This is a genomic window from Enterococcus sp. AZ163, assembly GCF_050498925.1.
In the GTDB taxonomy this organism is placed as follows: domain Bacteria; phylum Bacillota; class Bacilli; order Lactobacillales; family Enterococcaceae; genus Enterococcus_A; species Enterococcus_A ferrettii.
Genome location: NZ_JBIPAO010000002.1, coordinates 275,417 through 291,331, shown reverse-complemented (window position 1 = coordinate 291,331; position 15,915 = coordinate 275,417). Strand labels below are relative to the sequence as shown.

The 15,915-nt window shown below is 37.6% G+C and carries 17 protein-coding genes; 11 read left to right on the top strand and 6 right to left on the bottom strand.

Features of this window, described 5'->3' with window-relative positions; genetic code table 11:
• Window positions 1-270: 270 nt before the first annotated feature.
• The 3 genes from IGI46_RS19825 (at window position 271) to IGI46_RS19815 (ending at window position 2,649) form a co-directional block, all read left to right on the top strand.
• Window positions 271-1,350, top strand: coding sequence for an alpha/beta fold hydrolase (locus IGI46_RS19825; RefSeq protein WP_429965030.1), 1,080 nt, complete (start codon window positions 271-273; stop codon window positions 1,348-1,350).
• Window positions 1,351-1,500: 150 nt separating this feature from the next.
• Window positions 1,501-2,106 (top strand): CPBP family intramembrane glutamic endopeptidase, encoded by a 606-nt coding sequence (locus tag IGI46_RS19820; RefSeq protein WP_429965031.1) that lies wholly within the window; start codon window positions 1,501-1,503, stop codon window positions 2,104-2,106.
• Window positions 2,107-2,172: 66 nt separating this feature from the next.
• The gene (locus IGI46_RS19815; protein ID WP_429965032.1) at window positions 2,173-2,649 is read left to right on the top strand and encodes a MarR family winged helix-turn-helix transcriptional regulator; all 477 of its coding nucleotides are present in this window, start codon (window positions 2,173-2,175) and stop codon (window positions 2,647-2,649) included.
• Between the two features lie 530 nt (window positions 2,650-3,179).
• On the opposite strand, the gene IGI46_RS19810 is transcribed toward IGI46_RS19815, so the two are convergent.
• The gene (locus IGI46_RS19810) at window positions 3,180-3,548 is read right to left on the bottom strand and encodes a YccF domain-containing protein (RefSeq protein ID WP_429965033.1); all 369 of its coding nucleotides are present in this window, start codon (window positions 3,546-3,548) and stop codon (window positions 3,180-3,182) included.
• A 211-nt stretch (window positions 3,549-3,759) separates the two neighbouring features.
• On the opposite strand from IGI46_RS19810, the gene IGI46_RS19805 reads away from it, so the two are divergent.
• Window positions 3,760-4,674 carry an alpha/beta fold hydrolase gene (locus tag IGI46_RS19805; RefSeq protein ID WP_429965034.1) on the top strand — a complete coding sequence of 305 codons (915 nt, stop codon included), beginning with the start codon at window positions 3,760-3,762 and terminating at the stop codon, window positions 4,672-4,674.
• Window positions 4,675-4,741: 67 nt separating this feature from the next.
• Window positions 4,742-5,392: a carbonic anhydrase family protein gene (locus tag IGI46_RS19800; protein WP_429969607.1), complete on the top strand. Its 651-nt coding sequence runs from the start codon at window positions 4,742-4,744 to the stop codon at window positions 5,390-5,392.
• A 35-nt stretch (window positions 5,393-5,427) separates the two neighbouring features.
• Here IGI46_RS19800 and IGI46_RS19795 read toward each other — a convergent pair whose 3' ends face one another.
• The 3 genes from IGI46_RS19795 to IGI46_RS19785 all read right to left on the bottom strand — a co-directional run bounded on the left by IGI46_RS19795 (window position 5,428) and on the right by IGI46_RS19785 (window position 7,439).
• Window positions 5,428-5,835, bottom strand: coding sequence for a YjdF family protein (locus IGI46_RS19795; RefSeq protein WP_429965036.1), 408 nt, complete (start codon window positions 5,833-5,835; stop codon window positions 5,428-5,430).
• A 134-nt stretch (window positions 5,836-5,969) separates the two neighbouring features.
• Window positions 5,970-6,602 (bottom strand): pentapeptide repeat-containing protein, encoded by a 633-nt coding sequence (locus tag IGI46_RS19790; protein ID WP_429974107.1) that lies wholly within the window; start codon window positions 6,600-6,602, stop codon window positions 5,970-5,972.
• Between the two features lie 18 nt (window positions 6,603-6,620).
• The gene (locus IGI46_RS19785) at window positions 6,621-7,439 is read right to left on the bottom strand and encodes a LysR substrate-binding domain-containing protein (RefSeq protein ID WP_429965038.1); all 819 of its coding nucleotides are present in this window, start codon (window positions 7,437-7,439) and stop codon (window positions 6,621-6,623) included.
• Between the two features lie 101 nt (window positions 7,440-7,540).
• Here IGI46_RS19785 and IGI46_RS19780 point away from each other — a divergent pair, with 101 nt between their 5' ends.
• Window positions 7,541-8,542 carry a YeiH family protein gene (locus IGI46_RS19780; protein ID WP_429965039.1) on the top strand — a complete coding sequence of 334 codons (1,002 nt, stop codon included), beginning with the start codon at window positions 7,541-7,543 and terminating at the stop codon, window positions 8,540-8,542.
• A 286-nt stretch (window positions 8,543-8,828) separates the two neighbouring features.
• On the opposite strand, the gene IGI46_RS19775 is transcribed toward IGI46_RS19780, so the two are convergent.
• Window positions 8,829-9,713 (bottom strand): AraC family transcriptional regulator, encoded by an 885-nt coding sequence (locus IGI46_RS19775; RefSeq protein WP_429965040.1) that lies wholly within the window; start codon window positions 9,711-9,713, stop codon window positions 8,829-8,831.
• Between the two features lie 274 nt (window positions 9,714-9,987).
• Between IGI46_RS19775 and IGI46_RS19770 the strand changes: the two genes are divergently transcribed.
• From IGI46_RS19770 to IGI46_RS19755, 4 genes are read left to right on the top strand one after another with little or no spacing between them, the layout of a single operon-like run.
• Window positions 9,988-10,764, top strand: coding sequence for a Cof-type HAD-IIB family hydrolase (locus IGI46_RS19770; protein ID WP_429974106.1), 777 nt, complete (start codon window positions 9,988-9,990; stop codon window positions 10,762-10,764).
• Between the two features lie 34 nt (window positions 10,765-10,798).
• Window positions 10,799-12,001: an MFS transporter gene (locus IGI46_RS19765; protein ID WP_429965041.1), complete on the top strand. Its 1,203-nt coding sequence runs from the start codon at window positions 10,799-10,801 to the stop codon at window positions 11,999-12,001.
• On the top strand, window positions 11,998-12,615 hold the full coding sequence (locus tag IGI46_RS19760) for a sugar O-acetyltransferase (protein ID WP_429965042.1): 618 nt from the start codon (window positions 11,998-12,000) through the stop codon (window positions 12,613-12,615). Before IGI46_RS19765 ends, IGI46_RS19760 begins: the two co-directional genes overlap by 4 nt.
• Before the next feature lie 32 nt (window positions 12,616-12,647).
• Entirely contained in the window at window positions 12,648-13,472 is an 825-nt protein-coding gene (locus IGI46_RS19755; RefSeq protein ID WP_429965043.1) for a histidinol-phosphatase HisJ family protein, read from the top strand.
• Between the two features lie 17 nt (window positions 13,473-13,489).
• On the opposite strand, the gene IGI46_RS19750 is transcribed toward IGI46_RS19755, so the two are convergent.
• A complete protein-coding gene (locus IGI46_RS19750; RefSeq protein WP_429965044.1) occupies window positions 13,490-14,464 on the bottom strand; it encodes an AraC family transcriptional regulator in 975 nt (324 codons plus the stop codon).
• 139 nt (window positions 14,465-14,603) lie between these two features.
• Between IGI46_RS19750 and IGI46_RS19745 the strand changes: the two genes are divergently transcribed.
• The gene (locus IGI46_RS19745) at window positions 14,604-15,914 is read left to right on the top strand and encodes an MFS transporter (protein ID WP_429974105.1); all 1,311 of its coding nucleotides are present in this window, start codon (window positions 14,604-14,606) and stop codon (window positions 15,912-15,914) included.
• The last annotated feature ends 1 nt before the right edge of the window (window position 15,915 follow it).

The following is a 15,915-nucleotide window of genomic DNA, read 5'->3' as shown; positions in this document are numbered from 1 at the left end:
TGTCCAGCAAGCTGCTAGTGAAAAATCAATCCATAATCATTCCTAGCAGACTAAGCGTATTATGCCTACTCTTCAGAAAATACAAAAGTCAAGTTTGTAGCAAATACGGAATGGAAATAAATGATTAAAAGATCGTTTATATAATTAAAAGGCGCAATGCATGAGAAATTTTCTTGCATTGTGCTTTTTCTACATCTAAAGTCTGATTGCTTATTTTAAGTCTATGGTAAATTAGTAATTATAATGACTATATGAAGTGGAGGAGAAATGATGAGAGTGAAAAGATTTTTTGCTATTATTTTAGGAGTAATTGTGATTTTAATGATTAGCGCATTGCTAATTCTACTTGTGAACAGTCCTGGAAAAACACCTCAATTAACTGATACGGAAGGCCAACCTATATCTAGCAGTATTAATGAGAAAAAATCTATGTCAATTGGTGGTGTACAGCAGGGGATGTTCATTCGAGGCGAAGACAAAACCAAGCCCGTCCTATTATTTTTACATGGTGGACCTGGAACGCCCGAGTTTGCTATGTCGCATGCATGGGAAACTCAAGACCGATTGGAGAAAGAATTCGTCGTTTGTTACTGGGATCAGAGGGGAACTGGTATGTCGAATCCCAAGGGTCTGAAAAAAGAAACATTAACTACCAGTAACTTAATTCAAGACACAGTAGAAGTAACGAAATATTTACAAAAACGCTTTGATAAACAGCAAATATTTTTGATGGGACATTCATTTGGTTCTTATATTGGTCTCAAAACTGCTCAAAAGTATCCGGAAAACTATGTAGCTTATCTGGGAGTTGGTCAAGTGATCCATCAAAAGGAAGGACAAAAACGAGCTTATCAATATTTGCGTGATCAAGCCAAAGAAAAGAATGATCAAAAAGCCCTGAAAAAACTAGCTACTTTTGACCCAGAGGCACCAGCGTATAATATGTTATTGGAAGAATACGGAGTGGGAATTCGACATGACGGTCCGGCTACGATGAAATTGCTGAAGAACTTGTTGTTCTTTAAAGGGTATACCTCTAAGGAGAAATGGCAAGCAATTCAGGGAATGGCCATTTCTAACCAACAACTGGATACACCTGATTATTCGGAGGATAATCTAGTGAAAACTGTTCCTAAAGTCGATGTGCCTGTTTATTTTTTACATGGGAAGTATGATTATCAAGTTTCTTATGAGCTGGCCAAAGAATTTTACGAAAGGGTAGACGCTCCTAAAAAGGGATTTTATACTTTTGAGAATTCAGCCCATAGTCCAAACATGGAGGAGCCAGCAGTATTTATGAAAGCTGTAAAAGAAGTCGTAGAGATAGTTGACCATCAAGGAGGCAGATGAAATTGAACAACATGCTAAGATATCTTATTTTAACGTTTGCTATTTCGTGGAGTTGCTGGCTTTTAGTAGTTTTTTTTGATAAAAACTGCTGGTATTGAATTATTTTCACCAATCGGACTTTCTCTATATAGCTTAGGAGCTGCCAGTCCGATGTTTAGCGCCTGGATCGTTCAGAGAAAATACGCTTCAAAAGAAGAATATCATCAGTTCAAGCATGGTATTGCTAATATCAAGCAGCCGATCTCAGCTTATTTATTAGTGGGTTTCTTAGCCTGGGCATTTTGCTTTTTCCCAGTGCTTCTGGGTACTAGCAAGCAAGTGGCCCCAGTCTATGTAGCTTTGCAACAGTTACCTATCATGATCTTTTTTGGTGGAGGATTAGAAGAGGTTGGCTGGCGTGGATATTTGCTTCCAGAGATGCAGAAAAAATATTCACGCTTTATCTCTACTTGCTTCGTAGCTGCTATTTGGTTGTGTTGGCATCTTCCTTTGTGGTTAGTAACAGGATCGGGTCAGGATAAAATGAATTTCCTCGTTTTCGCTTTGTGGGTTTTCAGCTTAGCACTTTTGCTTACGCTTATTTGGAATAAATATCAAAGTACCTTACTTTGTATATTGCTTCATGCAGGGTTTAACTCGTTTAGTGATGTTTATCCGCCAGATTTTAATCAGTTATCTGTATCGGGATTATTGTTCCTTTTGTGTTTAGGTATCTATTTTCTCCATGACTATTTGATTTCTAAAAAGGTTAGCTAACAACTGAAAATAAAGAGATTCGTATGTTATGATGGTCAGTATACTGATTATAAAAGGAGAAAAGTTATGGATGACAAGCAGCGCCTGTTTCTGATTTCCCAAACCTACGCCACTCTTTTTTCGGTAACTAACAAAATCCAAACAGCAGGAGACGAGGCAATTGAAAAGCTGACCTCAAGACAGATGATGACTTTTATCGCGATCGCTCATCTACCAGAGGGAGAAGCTAGTTTAAATGCAATTGCTTCAAAATTAGGAGCCACGAAACAAAGTACGGCTCAAATTATCAATAATTTAAAGAGTAAAGGTTACTTACAGGCGGAAAAAAATGCGACAGATGGTCGATCGGTCAATCTAGTTATCACAGAAACGGGAAGAACCGTTTTCCAGCAAAGCGGTGAACAGGGGTGGTTTTTTTTACAGGAACTATTTAGTGATTTTTCTGATGAAGAACTAGAAACACTTTGGAAACTTTTAAAGAAGGTTTATGCTTTTGATGGAAAAAATCATGATGGTTTTGAAGCAGAAGGAAGGGAACTATAAAACATTCTTTTTAGAAGAACCTGTGACTGCAAAGTAAATTAGCTATTTTACCTTAAAATGCAAAATAATTTATTCTAAGAAATACCTATTCTTGCTTTTTTAGGCACGCAGGATGGGTATTTTTAAGTTCAAACAGTTTTATACAAACTGTTTTCAATTTTTTAATATAAGTTTCTTTGATAAACAACTCCTCTAATTCATCGACAATTATCAGACGCTCCAGAAGAATCGGACTCTATTTAAGTAATTCCTTTATACCTTCATGAATGAGCATAACTAGTTCATTAAACGGATAGGCTTGTGGAAAATGTATAGTCAAGCTAAAATTAAGAGGGAGGTAGAAAAAAAGACTCGTTTATTGCTGCTTATAATTATTCTTGGGGTCAATAATAGTAGACTGTATACTAACGCAAACAGTTAGGCAAAGAATTAGTGAGTGCACAAGTAACCCTGCCTTTGATTTTAGCAGCGTGGGAACAACTCTATCTCTTTTTGGGGCCGAAAAAAACCAGATAAAAGATCGTATCTGGTTATCTGCTATACACAATTTCAGCTCCAAAAGGCATTAGCGCTAGACGAGCTAATTTTAATGATTGAGCTGCAAAGGGAATTCCAATGATTGTAATGCATAAGAAAAATGCACTGATTAAATGGCCTACTGCCAAAGGAATACCTGAAACAATCAACCAAATAATATTAACAATAAAGTTTATTCCAGTAGTATGGTAAACAACGTCTTTACCAAAAGGGGCAAAACTTAAACTAGCAAATTTAAAACATTGTAGTCCGATTGGAATCCCAATAATGGTAATGCACCAAAGCATGCCGGCTAGACACCATGTGATGCCACCAATCAAACCTCCAAAAATAAACCATATTATATTGCCTAAGCAAGACATATTTCATCTCTCCTTTAACTATAGTGTACCATTTTTAACAAAATTTACCTCCTACCAAGGATGGAGTTTAGAAGGACTCTGCAAACTCGGCAAGCATTAACACGGATATTTCTTACAGTTCCTAATGTCAGCAATGTTAAAGTGGTTCCACTAAGTATTGTTCACATAGTAATAGAATTTCAGTTTGTATTTTCAGAAAGGCGGAAGAAGGATGCGAGAATCATTCCAATTGCCATCGATCGACCAGCAAGCGCAGCTACAGGGGTATTTATGGGGTTGTGAAAATCCTAAAGCAGTGTTGCAACTAAGTCATGGGATGGCTGAACACATTTTACGCTATGAAACATTTGCTGAATATTTAAACCAGTATCAAATTGTCGTGGTTGGTCATGATCATTTAGGTCATGGAGGATCAATAAACCATGACCTTTATGGTCATTTTCATGACAAATCGATTGAAAATGGTCTAGTGACGGATCTTCATCAAGTGACTCAATATGCAAAAAAACGATTTGCTAATTTACCTTATTTTTGTTTAGGGCATAGTATGGGTTCCTTTGTGCTGCGCAATTATTTGTATGAGTATGCAAATGAATTAGATGGTGCAATTATTGTTGGAACAGGACAGCAACCCAAGTGGTTAACAAAAGCAGGCCGAGCGTTAGCTAAAAATTTGGCAAAATTCCAAGGAGAAACTCACCATAGTCAGTTGATTGATCGTGTGGCTTTCAGTGGAAATAATCGACGAATTTCACCGCATCGCACGGAAAAAGATTGGTTGGTTAGTTTGCCAGATGAAGTAGATAAGTACTTGGCGGACCAACTATGTGGTTTTTTGTTTACGCTAAGTGGGTATCAGGAATTATTTTCATTAATTATCGGATCCCAAGACCAGGAAAGGATCAGGCAACTACCTGCGAATATACCATTGCTTTTTTTATCTGGCAAAGAGGATCCTATTGGTGATTATGGGAAAGGTGTTTTGAAGGCAGCAAAGTCCTATCAAGCAGCTGGTTTGGAACGAATAGAGGTTCATTTGTATGAAAATGCCAGACATGAAGTACTGAATGAACGGCAAAAAGAGCAAGTTTACCTAGATTTAGTCACTTGGCTTAAAAAGATTTAGGCAATTTGATGTTCTTTTCCTCAAAAAAATGATATGCTTGTAAAAATATTTTTTTGGGGTGATCGATTTGCCAGCACGATTTTTGATAGATTATCATGAACAAAATGATTGGCTCCCAGAGGCTGGGACGCTGCAATCACCAATAAATATTGATTCCATGCAAGTAAAAACGGTTACCGCAAAGGAAGCTTCCAGCTTAAAATTGTTTTTCAATTCAAAGCAGCGGTCATTTTTAAATAATGGACAAAACTTACAGTTGCTGTGTCAGGGGAAAGCTCGTTTGAATGGCCGGCGATTTTCATTAGTTCAAATGCATTTTCATGCGGAAAGCGAACATACGATTAATCATCAGCACTTTCCTTTAGAAGGGCATTTTCTTTATCGAGCTTCCAATGGGCAAACAGCGGTAGTAGCTGTACTTTATACTCTAGGAAATCACAATCCAGCCTTTGAGCAGGTTCTGCACCAGTTTGCTCAAGAAAAAGCGGAGGGAGAATGTGCAGTAGATGCTTTATTACCTAGTGATAAAAGCTACTATCACTATCTTGGCTCATTAACTACACCACCATTGACTGAAAATGTGGAATGGTATGTTCTCCAGCAGACCATGACTGTTTCGGAGGAGCAAGTAGCTGCCTTTGAAAAAATTCACGGGAAAAACTGTCGTGATTTACAGTCTCTAAACGATCGGACGGTTTTACATTTTGAAGAAAGATAAACGCGCAAGCTCTAGGAACCTGCGCGTTTTTTGGGTTAATGACCTCGTTTTTTCTGACGTTTCTTTTCTTGCCGCTGCTGAAACCGTTCCTGCGCTAATTGTTCCTTTTGCGCTTTAGTTTTCGAACGACGAGCTGATTTCAGTTCTTCTCGCATTTCTTGCATAGCAAGCTGTGCTTTGGTAGAAAGAACTGGTTGCCGTTTTTCTCGATTAATCAGACGCTGCATTCGTTTTGGACTAAGCTTCTTCGTTTGTTTTGAAGACTTAGTGGTTGAAACAGCTGGCTGATTTAGCAGCTTTGGCAATTGCTGACAAACAAAATCAAAAACCTCGTTGTCTTTTGGCTCAGGACCGAATACGTGACGAATTGCCTGATAACAGTTTTCATCAGTCTCGATTAATCCGCACCAAAAACTGCCATCAAAGTAGATAGTTAACTTCAAGATGACACCTCCCTTTTTGGATGTTCGAGCAATGGACGACCCGGGAGGGAAGGCTACTGACATTCTCATGCGGCGGACTACCAACCGCCTTGTGTTTTTGTGCTCGCTTTTAGTTTACTCGTTTTTTATGCGCTTTACAAATAGCCTTCTGCTTCTTCACGGGTGAGAAAGAAATTAATGCCACCAGTGGAATCCACCCAACGATCGGGATTGAAGTTTTTTGCTTCAACCCATTCGCCTGTGCGGTAGACAAAATTTCCATCTGCATAAGCTATAGCCTCATCGTAATCTTTATTAGTATACATATCCTTAATACTTAACACCTTGGCTTTATCGCAACGACAAGTGTTGTTAGTAGCCGAGGTTCTTCGGGCGTCAGCAGGAATCAACAGCTGAACAATCCGATAATCGAAACATTTCTTATATCCAATAATCGGACCGTCCTCAGCACAGTACATTTTGAAATATTGAGTCTGCTCATCGTAAATAACATTTTTTAGGTTCGCACCTTCCAGCATAGAAAAATACATATTTGCACCAGAAATATCGGCACCTTCTAAATTGCAGCCCCGCAAATCTGCACTTTCAAAAGAAGTATTTTTCAGCAGTGCATAAGAAAAATCACAGTCAATGAACAAGCAATTCGCAAAGTCAGCTTTCTCCAAATTCGCGTTTGAAAAATCGACACGTTCAAATTGTATTTCATGAAAAGGGGCATCCGCCAGTTGACGAAAACTATAATCGTGATCTTTTAAAATTGCGGCCATTTTTTACACCTTCCTTTATTAATTATACTTGCTGCTCCAATTCAGAATAAAAGCAATACAACGAGTCATCGCTTCAGACTCTAGATTTTCCCGCTGTAATAAATAGAAATTTCTCCGATAACCTTCGGGTAACTCCTGATAAGGAATACCTTCAACTGCGCGTTTGGAAATAATTGATCGGCCTATACCAGATTTCAGTAATTCACGAATGACCTCATTATTGTGAACCTCTAAAAGTGGCGGGGTCAAATTATTTTCTTCTAAATAGCGCTTAGTATAGTAGTAAACCCCTGAGGAAGCTTCACGTACCAACCAAGGAGTATCTCCCTGTTTGCCTGCCAGAACTAGCTGATCCTCCATTAGCGTAAAACGCTCAGCATTTCCGGTGGATAAGGGTTTTTCAATAAAACCTAACTCTAACTCATGTTTACTAATCGCTTCTAATACTTCCATAGAGTTCAAGAGACGAATTGAAAAGGCAATATCAGGAAATTCTGGTATCAATTCCTTCATTAGATTAGGCAGTACATAAACTGCAAAAGTATGAGAAGCACCGATCCGGCAAATTGTTGTTTGATCTCGTTCACTAGACAATTCAGTTAATAAGTCATTCCAATTTTCTAATAAATCCAAAGTCCCCTGATAAAGCAAATCCGCTTGTAGTGTGGCAACAATCTCTTTTCGGCCATTGCGTAAAAACAAGGTTGTTTTTAATTCTGCTTCTAGTTGTTTGATTTGACTAGATACTGAGGGTTGAGAGATAAATAAAATTTCTCCTGCCTTCGAAAAATTTCTCGTTTCGTAGACGACGCGGAATGTTTCTAACAACTTAAACAAAGTAATCACTTCCATTTACATATCTTATAGTAACTATTATAACAATCATTCCTAAAAATAGTTAGAAACAGGTATAATCTATTTTGGAAAGGGATGATTTAATGAACACAAAAAACTATTCAATTTTACCAGGACTGCTGTTGTCCTTCGCGGTGGCAGCGGTAAGTAAAGCTTTAGCCCTATTTTTTCCGGAAATCGGCGGTGCAACTATCGCAATTCTGTTAGGTATTCTATTAGGAAATACTATTTTTCGTCAGCCAGTTTTGGCAGTTGGAACTAAGTTCTCAGAAAGTCGCCTGTTAGAGTATTCAGTGGTACTGCTAGGTTTTACCGTTACCTTCCAAACTATCAGTGAAATCGGATTAAAAGGAATCATCTATGTTCTGTTGATGATGACAATTACAATCATTGGAGCCTACCTAATCGGCAAGAAACTTGGTTTTAGTGAAAAAATGGGGTTAATGATGGCAGGAGGTAATGCCGTTTGTGGTTCTTCAGCCATCGGAGCAATTGCTCCAGCAATCGGTGCAAAGGACGAAGAAAAAGGTCAGGTTATTACATTAGTCAACCTTTTAGGTACTATAATGATGCTGACATTACCATTCTTAGGAATCGCACTTTTTGGAGACGATTTATTAGGCAAAAGTGCTTTATTAGGAGGAACCCTTCAATCAGTAGGGCAGGTAGTTGCAGGTGCCAGTCTAATTGACACAGCAACTGTAAAATATGCAATGCTCTTTAAAATTATGCGGATCATGTTGCTAGTAGTAGTAGTGTTTATCTTTGAACAGAAGGTAAAGCAAAATACTGTTGTTAGTGATTCCCCCGTGACCAAGGGTAAGAAATTACCTGTTCCTTGGTATGTTATAGGATTCCTAATTGCATGTATCCTAAATAGCTTCGTACCGTTACCACATATTTTAGATACGGGCGCACATTTTGTTAGTACTTGGTTTGAGACAACCGCATTAGCTGCTATTGGTTTGCGTCTTGATTTCAAAAAATTTTTAAAAGAAGGTCCACGTTTCCTAATTTATGGTGTATCTGTAGGAGTAATCCAAACCATTAGTGCTGTTATCTTCATCTTTTTACTAAAGCTTTAAGATAGTATGTTCGTTCTCAGAAAATCTTTAATTCGATAAAGCAATTGAAGATTCTATTAAACAATATATAGGGCTTTTTAAACAAAAGGTATTGTAAAGAATATTCATCAGACGTTAATAATTGAAAATTTAACCAGCATTAGAAGAGGCAGCCGTTTAAAAGCGAGCTGCCTTTTTTTGATCTTCATAGGATTAGACAAGTTTTTAATAGGATTTATCAAGCTTCCTGGTGAATAAAAGGCTATAATCGAAAACATAGTTCAATTATCATAGGATAGGAAACTTTTCAGGCTTCATCAGCTAGCCATGTTCGACGATACTCACGAGGGCTGAGCCCACGTTTTGCTTTAAATAATCGATTGAAGCTAGATGGACTATTGAAACCGACTTTTAAAGCAATATCAGTAATAGTATTCTCGGAATATCTTAAATATTCTTCAGCTTTTTTTATACGGAGAGATTGAATATAGTCAATGCAAGTCATTCCGACATTCTTACGGAAAAAAGCCATGAAATGAGATGGACTATAATTACTGAATTTTGCCAAATCTTGTATTTTCAACGGTTTGTCGAGATTATCATCAATATAATTCAGAAGCTTCATAATTTTTTGATTTTCCAACGCTTTGCTGTCTTTAGGAATCGTGAATTTCAATAAATCAGCTACGAACAGCTCATTGAAAAGTAACAATAAGGAGCCTTTCAATTTAAGTTCAAAGTAGGGAGCTCTCTCATGAATTATTGCGAAAATTGTCTGAACCAGTTCAACAATAATAGGATAATGGGGCACATCTTTGCTGATACGGTAAATGCTTTGAACTTTGCCATTTTGTAGAGGTTTCAAATAGTTGATCGCCGAATAATCATGTGTTTCGAGTCCAATAAAATTGAGATGGAAAACCAATGTTTCTGAAGTTTGCTTAATATTCGTTGCTGTATGAAGTTTATTGGGCGGAATAAAAAGAATGTCTCCAGCTTGGCTAACAATTTTTTGACCGTCAATAAGGTAGTTTGCAGTTCCTTCATGAACAATAGTAATTTCTGCACCACTATGCCAATGGGGAAGAACTTCGTTGTTAGGATATTCTTTTAAAGGTTGATAATATTCGAATGGAATCATGTGATCCCCTTCATCAAACCATCTTAGTGAGTTTTCCAGCTGATTTGTCATTTGATTAAGCCTTTCTGAAACGTGCATGGATTATTTTTGTAAATAAAAGTGAATAGTATAATAAACATTATATACAAAAAAATACAACGTTCGCTATAAATTGAGCATTTTCTGATATCTAATGAAGGAATTTTTTGTGATACGCCAGTTTACTTTGAACAGAAAAACACTATGAAGAATGATAACTCTAAAAATTTGCGGGCATTTGTAAGGGAAGCAGACTGACATGATGATCAGAATTTAGCAATCGAGGACATAAAAGGAGTGGAAAATAATGATCAAAGGAATTGTTTTTTTTGACTTAGACGGAACATTATTGGATAAACGATCTCATTTAAATACAGCCAATAGAGAAGCTTTATTTAAGTTGACAGAAAATGGCTATTTACCCGTTGTAGTGACTGGCCGTGCCCCGTGGGAAATTCGTGAGCTAACAGCAGGGGGAGATATTCATTCATATATTGGACTAAACGGTCAAATCGTTTTTAACCAAAAAATCGTCTACCAATCAACTATTGAAAAGGAAATTATTGAGGAAGTAGTACTTCTGTCTAACCGACTGAATCATCCATTAGCCTTTTATGGAAAGGAAACAAGTAAAATTACTGCAATTGATGAGGCAGCAGTCAGACTTTATCAACTAGATAATGCTGCACTGCCTGAAATTATGCCAACCTTTTATCGTAAAGAAGATATTTTAATGTTGTATCTCTTTTCTAAGGATGAAGAAAAGGATCAACTATATCAAACACTTTTTGGGAATTATTTAACTATCATTCGTGATACCCCCTTTTCAGTAGCAATGACAGCCATCGGTAATTCCAAAAAAACAGGGATTAAAAATTTAATGAATAGTCTATCTCTGAAAGAAAATGTCCCAACCTACGCTTTTGGAGATGGTAACAATGATTTACCAATGTTTGAAGCAGTTGATTATCGAATAGCGATGGGAAATGGAACGGATAAAATCAAAAAAGCTGCTGATTTTGTAACAAAATCAAATGAAGATGGCGGAATAATACACGGATTGCATCACTTAAATCTGATTTAATTTCAAGAAATTAGAGGGGAGAAGTTTTAATCAAATGCTGAAAAACTCATCTAATAAATTGGGGACATTTAATGAAAATCGAGTAACTTTCAAGGCCGTTTTGTTGAGTATTTCATTGCTTACTGGATCAGCAACGGCTATAACAGGGATGTTGCCAATACTTTTGAAGCAGTTTCCACAGTTACCACAAAGTACGATCGAAAGTTTGGTAACTATTCCCAGTTTAACTACTTGTATATTTTCATTGCTTAGCAATCAGATAACGAAAAAATTTGGTGTCAAGCGAACGGTTCAACTAGGGATAGTGATTGCCACTAGTGCAGGTATTATGCCCTTCTTTTTAAAAAGCTTTGTGCTTATCTTTTTTTGCCGCCTGTTTCTCGGGGGCGGTATCGGTTTGTTTACCCCTTTAGCAATCAGTTTAATTAGTATGTTTTTTACTGGAAAAGATCGAGCTGTTTTGCTTGGTTATCAAGTAGGCATATCTGCTTTGGGGAATTCGGCATTACTCCTTGTGAGTGGCTCCTTAATAAGTATTAAGTGGAATTGGGGATTTCTCGTCTATTTATTGGCCCTACCGATATTATTGGTTTTTACTAAGGTAGTTCCTGAACCGTCAGCGGGTTTGACTGCTCAAAAGAAAGCTGATGCTACCTCAAATAAACGCTTGAGCAACTCAGTGTTACTATACATCTTATTGTGTTTTTTTACTTTTTTGATTATTTGGGCGGTACAAATAAAGTTACCAGAATTGTTTATGGAAAAAAATTTCGGCAATGCTCAATCTGCTAGTTTAGTTTTGAGTATAATGAATCTAGGCGGTTTGTTAGCTGGTCTGTTGTTTGGTCGCCTGTTTATTTATTGGAGAGAACGCCTTTTGCCGATTAGTTATCTTGCAGCTGGAGCTCTGGTTATTCTTTTGAGCTTTTCACAGCAGTTTATCGTTTCTGCGATTGCTGCGGTATTGTTTAACTTTGTTTACTCGTTTACAGGACCGTACATTATTACTAAAGTAAATGAACTATCTCCACCACATCAGTTGATTTTAGCTACTGCTTTAATTTCAGTATCTATGACATTGAGTCAGTTTGCCACACCTTTCTTTTGGAATGGTTTAGGGGCTTTGGTAAATAATCAAACGGCTGAGTCAATTATTTTTTTAGCAGGATTATCTGCGGTGCTTATTGGTATTTTATTGATTTTGAAACTAAAAATTGGGAGGAATAAGAAAAATTGAAAACTCAAAAGGAACGGATGCTGGCAGAAGAGCTTTATATGGCTGATGATCAAGAATTAGCAAAGGATTGTAAACGCTCCAGGCAATTGACTCGGTTGTTTAATCAAACAACTGAAGAGCAGCAAGAATATCGTCAAGAATTATTGAAGCAGTTATTTCAGCAAACTGGAGACAAGATATACATTGAACCGCCCTTTCGTTGCGATTATGGCAGCAATACAGTAATCGGTGAGAATTTTTATGCTAATTTTGACTGTGTCATTTTGGACGTTGCTAAAGTTACTATTGGAAAGAATGTCATGTTTGGTCCAAGAGTAGGTATTTATACACCCGGCCATCCGATTGATCCAGATGTACGAGTTCGTGGACTTGAATTTGGAACTTCTGTAACCTTAGGAGACAATGTCTGGGTGGGAGCAAATACGACTATTAATCCAGGAGTTGCCATCGGATCGAATGTAGTTATTGGCTCTGGTTCAGTTGTTACTAGAGATATTCCTGATGATGTAGTCGCTGCCGGAAATCCTTGCCGTGTATTGAGAAAAATTACTAAAGAAGACACTGCCTATTGGGAAAAGCTTGAGCAAGAATATCATAAGGATTTTGAAAGCTAGGTTAGTAAAGTTAGTAAAATAGGGGGAATACCATGAAATTTGATTACCATGTTCACACTCATTATAGCGATGACTCAGAATATCCCATGGAAGAGGTTGTAATTGATGCAATCAAGCAGGGGATTAAGGAGTTATGTTTTACTGACCATGTTGACTACGGGGTAAAGTTGGATTGTGACGACCCCGTTCCTGCTGGCGGAAACGAGATGATGCTCAATGTTGACTATCCGGCTTATTTCGAACAGTTCAATGAATTAAAAGGTAAGTATCAGCAGAAGATCACTCTACGTTTTGGTTTAGAGTTTGGCATACAAAGAGAAACAATTCCTAAGTTCGAAAAGCTGTTTGCTTCCTATCCATTTGATTTTATTTTGTTATCGATTCATCAGATCGACAATCAGGAATTTTGGACAGGAGAATTTCAAGTTGGGAAGACCGATGCTCAGTGTTATCAGGAATATTATGAAGAAATGCTAACGGTTGTTAAAAATTACCACAATTATAGCTGTCTTGCGCACATGGATCTAATCCGACGCTACTTGAACAAGGATGAGAATACCTTTGAAGCAAATAAAGCAATATTGAGTGAAATTCTCAGCTATATTATTGCAGACGGTAGGGGAATTGAGGTCAATACCTCGTCAATTCGTTACCAAATTCCTGATACTACTCCATCAGTAGAGATTTTGAAGCTATACAAAGAATTAGGCGGTGAAATAATTACCATCGGTAGTGATAGCCATACCCCAGAACAATTAGGCGCCCACATTGAGGAAAGTAAAAAACTGCTTAAAAACTTAGGCTTTAAATACTATTACACCTTTGAAAAAATGAAACCTCATTTCCACCCACTTTAAAACGTTGGTCGCAGGAGTTATTCCTGCGGCTTTTTCTTTTGGCGAAAATCATTTGGCGTTCGGCCGGTTTTTTGTTGGAATAATTTGAAAATAGAAGGAGTACTCTTATAGCCGATTGCTTCAGCAATTTCAGAAATACTGTAATTGGTATTTTGCAGCATGATTTTGGCTTCAGAAAGCCGCTTCTGATCAATTAATTCTTGAAAGGTGCTGCCGGTTTTGGCCTTGATCATATTGCTGATATAGTTTTTATTGTAACCAAAATGATTTCCTAACTGTTTTAAAGAGACTTCACAATAGTGATCATTAATGTACTTCAACAGCTGAAATATCTCTTTTTTTTCACTATAAGTATTGTTCGTATATAGGGTTGTCGTGTTGGAAAGTTCAACTAGCAGAGCGCTTAACAACAGATTCAAGGAGCGAACCTTATTTCGTTGTGGTTGAAAGAATTTCAGAGCCATTAGTTCAATAAGCTGTTGGGCAATTTTTTGTTCAGTCAAATCAAACACCATAAAATTATTATGAGAAGCTTGCTTTTGGGAGGCTTGGACAATAAATTGCGTCACTATATCTTCTGATTGTGCCAGATTATTCAATAGCTCCGTAGGTATCGAGCTATCTTGAACCAGAATATTTAGAATTAAATCCTCTTCTCCAACATAATCAATTTGCTGAATAATATTACGATCCATCAAAATTAACTGTCCCTGCGATAACGCTACGCGGTCTCCATTAATCCATTGAATACACCTGCCTGTGTACACATAGTTAAATTCTACAAAACTGTGGGTGTGAGCAGGAGTATGGGAAAAGCGAGGATGTTTATTAATAAATATATTTCCTTCCTCAAAAAAATTTACCACGGGAATTTTCGGCACAATCGATTCCTCGTAATTCAAATTCATTTCATTAATGTTTTTTCCACTTTGTCGTTGCAGTGTTTCTACCGGAAGTTCTTTCTGCAAAAGCTCTCTTAATTCGTGCATCATTTTTTTCCTCTCATCAATTCGCTAAAAATAGTTTAACAAATAATCTGTAGATTTGATACTAAATTTCTGGATTTATGAAATTGCAACGAGTGGTTGAAAGCGGTTAGAATAAGGGCATCAATTAGGAGGAAAAGAAATTATGACACATCAATTGAAAAAGAATACAGCTAAGGAATATACCCCTTTGGCTACAGCAGCTGGTATTGGATCGATGTTAGGTTCAGGATGCATCGTGGGTCTTTCCGCAACTATTCCTGTCTGGCAGCAAGGCCTTTCACTTACTACAGCTCAAGTAGGGATCCTCTCAGGAACCTTAACATTCGCTATTGCTTTTGGATCGTTAATGGCAGGGAAAATAACGCACCTTTTCTGCTTATTTCGCTCCTTTAACTGGGGAAATCTATTTTATGCTATTGGGGCCGGCATTTGCGTAATGTCCACCGGCTTTTATCCACTGCTTTTAGGAGTAGTTGTTATGGGAATTGCTTCTGGGGCTGATTTGCCTATCAGCTTGACGGTTGTTTCTCATGATGCTCCAGATGAGACCACTTCTGCACAGCTGGTTTCTTCCACCCAAGTTTTTTGGCAAATAGGTATTTTTATTTCTTATATTTGTTCATTTCTATTATCAGGAATTGAAGGCGTGATGGGGGCTCGGATTGTCTTTTTAATCCTGTTTGTTTTCTCAGTTGTTGCTTGGTTGTGGCGAATTACTTCAAAAAAATTCAAGCGATTTCATGAAGAAGGCCTACGTCGCAGAGCCAATAGTAAAGTGGTTGCTGATACAACAGCAGTTTCCGTTAAGTCTGTTTTATTTGGATCACAGAAGAATAAGTATTTAGGCTATTTCGCGGCAATTCTGATTTTTTATGTTTGTTGGAACCTGCTAGCTAATACCTGGGGGCAATTCCAAACATATGCTTTAACAAATGCAGGAGCTACTCAAACTCAGGCAACAGGTTTAGGAATCATTTTGAATGTTGTATCGCTCATCACAACCATCTTATTTGCTTCTGTATCGGGTGGGAAATATCGCAATAAGGCCTTCTTTGTTGGTGTTTTTGTTCAGTTTGCAGCAATGATTGGTATGGCTGTTTTAGGTGGCGGTGCTGGCTTTATTGCCCTGGCTGTAACGATTGGTTTCTATAATTTTGGAAACCCGATGGCTGGTGAAGCGATTTATAAGGTTTGGACTCAGGAATCTTTTCCGCCAGAAGTACGAGCAGGATTGCAAGGATTCATTAATGGATTTTCACGAATCTGTTGCGGTTTGTTCGCTTTTATCACCCCGTTTTTAGTAGCTCCTGGAACTATCCAGGTTTCTATGTATGGTTTTGCTGGAATTGTTTTACTAGCAGCAATTGCCGGCGTTTGGATGATGTCGCTGCAAAAACGATATACAACTTCTGAGAAAGAACTGCCGTTAGACAGTGTTCATTCAGTAAAGTAGA

Coding starts and splice junctions, on each gene's coding strand:
- IGI46_RS19805 (WP_429965034.1), top strand. CDS start 3,760: ATGCGAGAATCATTCCAATTGCCATCGATCGACCAGCAAGCGCAGCTA.
- IGI46_RS19765 (WP_429965041.1), top strand. CDS start 10,799: ATGCTGAAAAACTCATCTAATAAATTGGGGACATTTAATGAAAATCGA.
- IGI46_RS19755 (WP_429965043.1), top strand. CDS start 12,648: ATGAAATTTGATTACCATGTTCACACTCATTATAGCGATGACTCAGAA.
- IGI46_RS19790 (WP_429974107.1), bottom strand. CDS start 6,602: ATGGCCGCAATTTTAAAAGATCACGATTATAGTTTTCGTCAACTGGCG.
- IGI46_RS19775 (WP_429965040.1), bottom strand. CDS start 9,713: ATGACAAATCAGCTGGAAAACTCACTAAGATGGTTTGATGAAGGGGAT.
- IGI46_RS19770 (WP_429974106.1), top strand. CDS start 9,988: ATGATCAAAGGAATTGTTTTTTTTGACTTAGACGGAACATTATTGGAT.
- IGI46_RS19810 (WP_429965033.1), bottom strand. CDS start 3,548: ATGTCTTGCTTAGGCAATATAATATGGTTTATTTTTGGAGGTTTGATT.
- IGI46_RS19745 (WP_429974105.1), top strand. CDS start 14,604: ATGACACATCAATTGAAAAAGAATACAGCTAAGGAATATACCCCTTTG.
- IGI46_RS19750 (WP_429965044.1), bottom strand. CDS start 14,464: ATGATGCACGAATTAAGAGAGCTTTTGCAGAAAGAACTTCCGGTAGAA.
- IGI46_RS19820 (WP_429965031.1), top strand. CDS start 1,501: ATGTTTAGCGCCTGGATCGTTCAGAGAAAATACGCTTCAAAAGAAGAA.
- IGI46_RS19780 (WP_429965039.1), top strand. CDS start 7,541: ATGAACACAAAAAACTATTCAATTTTACCAGGACTGCTGTTGTCCTTC.
- IGI46_RS19815 (WP_429965032.1), top strand. CDS start 2,173: ATGGATGACAAGCAGCGCCTGTTTCTGATTTCCCAAACCTACGCCACT.
- IGI46_RS19825 (WP_429965030.1), top strand. CDS start 271: ATGAGAGTGAAAAGATTTTTTGCTATTATTTTAGGAGTAATTGTGATT.